Raw genomic sequence first — 2,478 nt, 5'->3', positions numbered from 1 at the left:
CGTAACCGCTGTTCTCAGGCCACGGCCTTGAGTGGCGCGGTGGCATAGGCCCAGGGCAGCAGGTCGTCGAGCTGGCTTTGCGGATGGCCTGCGACGATGCGGGTGATGACGTCGGCAAGGTAGGCGTACGGGTCGACGCCGTTGAGTTTCGCGGTTTCTACGAGCGAGGCGATGGTCGCCCAGTGCTCGCCACCGCCGTCGGAACCGGCGAAGAGCGCATTCTTCCGATTGAGGGCGATTGGCCTGATCGAGCGTTCGACGACGTTGGAGTCGATCTCGACGCGGCCGTCGTCGAGGAAGCGACCAAGTCCGGCCCAACGCGAGAGCGGGTAGCGGATTGCTTCAGCGAGCTTGCTCTTCTGGCTGACCAGGGCGAGCTTCTCGCGCAGCCATGGCTGGAGGGTATCGATGATGGGGCGGCTTCTCTCCTGGCGCGCGGTGCGCCGCTCTTCGGGCGAGCGTCCCCGTATCTCGTTCTCGATCTTGTAGAGCTCGGCGATGCGCTGGAGCGCCTCCGTGGCGATCGGCGCGGGCCCGGACTGGGCCAGTTCGTAGAAGCGTCGACGGACATGCGCCCAGCAGAACGCCAGGCTCACGGCATTGCGCTCGGCCAACGCCCGGTATCCAGCGTAGCCGTCGACTTGCAGGACCCCGACGAAGCCCTGAAGGTGCCGCAGTGGCTGTTCGGCCTTGCGGTCGGGTGCATAGAGATAGGCGACGCCGGGTGGATCGATCCCGCCCCAGGGGCGATCGTCGCGAGCATAAGCGAACAGCTGGCCCGTCTTGGTGCGGCCGCGCCCGGGATCGAGCACCGGCGCCGTGGTCTCGTCGGCGAAGAGCTTCCCGGACGCCTTCAGCCGCTCGAACAACCGCTCGTGGATGGGGCGGAGCAGGAAAGCCGCCTTGCCGACCCAATCGGCAAGCGTCGAGCGATCCAGGTTCACGCCTTGGCGGGCGTAGATTTGCGCCTGGCGATACAGGGGAAGATGGTCGGCGTACTTGGAGACCAGCACATGGGCGACGGTCGCCTCAGTCGGGATGCCGCCCTCGACAAGCCGTGGCGGAGCCGGTGCCTGCACCACGACCTCCTCGCAGCTCCGGCAGGCGTATTTCGGTCGGCGCGTGACGATGACGCGGAATTGGGCCGGCACGATGTCGAGGCGCTCGGAGCGATCCTCGCCCATGACATGCAGCATTCCCTTGCAGCACGGGCAGATCTTGTCGGGAATGTCGATGATCTGCTCGATACGCGGCAGATGCGCGGGCAGTGATCCACGGTTGGCGCGGCGCTTCCTGGCGCGAGCCTCGCGCTTGGCAGTATCGGCGGTGTCCTCCGCGGCGAAGCCTTCAGCCTCGATCTGCTCGGCCTCTTCCAGGCCCAGCAGCAGCTGGTCGACCGGCAGGCTCTCTGCCCTGCGGCCGAAGCGGTGGCGCTGCAGTTCCTTGATGATCTGGCGCAGCCGCTCGTTCTCGGCGCGCTCCGTCGCGAGCATCGCCTGAAGCGCGATCGGATCGTTGGTCTGAGGCTCGGCCGGGTTGCTCACAAGGCCGATTCAATCATGCATTCCAATGCTTTGCCAGCGCCTCTAGCCTCCCATGGAATCAACTTGCCGCGACCGGCGCGCGCGTCTCGCGGGCGTCATGCACGCGCCGCCAATCCAACCCTTCCAGGAGCGCCTGCAATTGCGCCGCCGACAACCTCACCACGCCATCGGTGATGGCAGGCCAGCAGAACTTCCCGTCCTCCAGACGCTTCGCCAGCAGGCACACGCCGGTGCCGTCGAAGTACACCAGCTTGACCCGGTCAGCGCGCTTGGCCCTGAAGACGTAGACCGCGCCAGAGAACGGATCGGCGCCCATCGTCTCGCGCACCAGCGCCGCCAGGCCCTCGGCCCCCTTGCGGAAGTCCACCGGCTTCGTCGCGACCATCACCTTGACCACACCCGTCGGCCCGATCACGACGGCGCCTTCAGCGCACGGATCACCGCCGCCACCGTCCTGGCGTCGGCGCCACGACCGACCCGCATGGCGACGCCGTCAATCTCCAGCTCTATCACGCCGGTTTCTCGCGCGGCCTTCCGCTTCCGTGTCGATCTCGCGCGCTTCCCCGCCGGTTCGGGCTCCTGTGCCGCGACCACCGCTGGAACAAACAACGGCTCCGGTGCCGGCGCATTCGCCAACGGCACCCGCGCGGACCGGCGCCAGGCGAACAGCTGCTGCGGGGACAATGCATGTCGCCGAGCCACCGCGCTCACGGTCTCGCCAGCATCGTAGCTTTCCGCCACGATCCGCGCTTTCTCCTCCGGCAACCATTCGCGCCGCCGTCCAGAACCCGTGAATATCTCAAGCCGTCGAACCGGCTCCTCGTCCCTGGACTTAAGCGTAAGCTCTGAAATCGTCATGTGTCGAAGCCCTCAAAGGCACCGAGCATCGTCGCTCACGACAACGCGCGAAAGGTGCCAACGGGACAGCGCTTAC

Annotated in this window: 3 protein-coding genes; all 3 read right to left on the bottom strand. The window is 66.7% G+C overall.

Annotated elements, in window-relative coordinates; translation table 11 throughout:
• Positions 1-14 precede the first annotated feature (14 nt).
• The 3 genes from tnpC to tnpA all read right to left on the bottom strand — a co-directional run bounded on the left by tnpC (position 15) and on the right by tnpA (position 2,402).
• Positions 15-1,493: an IS66 family transposase gene (gene tnpC, locus AC1DPX_RS35015; protein WP_477242576.1), complete on the bottom strand. Its 1,479-nt coding sequence runs from the start codon at positions 1,491-1,493 to the stop codon at positions 15-17.
• A gap of 109 nt (positions 1,494-1,602) precedes the next feature.
• Positions 1,603-1,929 carry an IS66 family insertion sequence element accessory protein TnpB gene (gene tnpB, locus AC1DPX_RS35010; RefSeq protein ID WP_224690299.1) on the bottom strand — a complete coding sequence of 109 codons (327 nt, stop codon included), beginning with the start codon at positions 1,927-1,929 and terminating at the stop codon, positions 1,603-1,605.
• 26 nt (positions 1,930-1,955) lie between these two features.
• Positions 1,956-2,402, bottom strand: coding sequence for an IS66-like element accessory protein TnpA (gene tnpA, locus AC1DPX_RS35005; RefSeq protein ID WP_140571292.1), 447 nt, complete (start codon positions 2,400-2,402; stop codon positions 1,956-1,958).
• Positions 2,403-2,478 lie beyond the last annotated feature (76 nt).

The organism is Mesorhizobium sp. 01N446 (assembly GCF_056399285.1).
The sequence above is the reverse complement of the archived record's forward strand: the minus strand, read 5'-3'. Positions and strand labels throughout refer to the sequence as shown.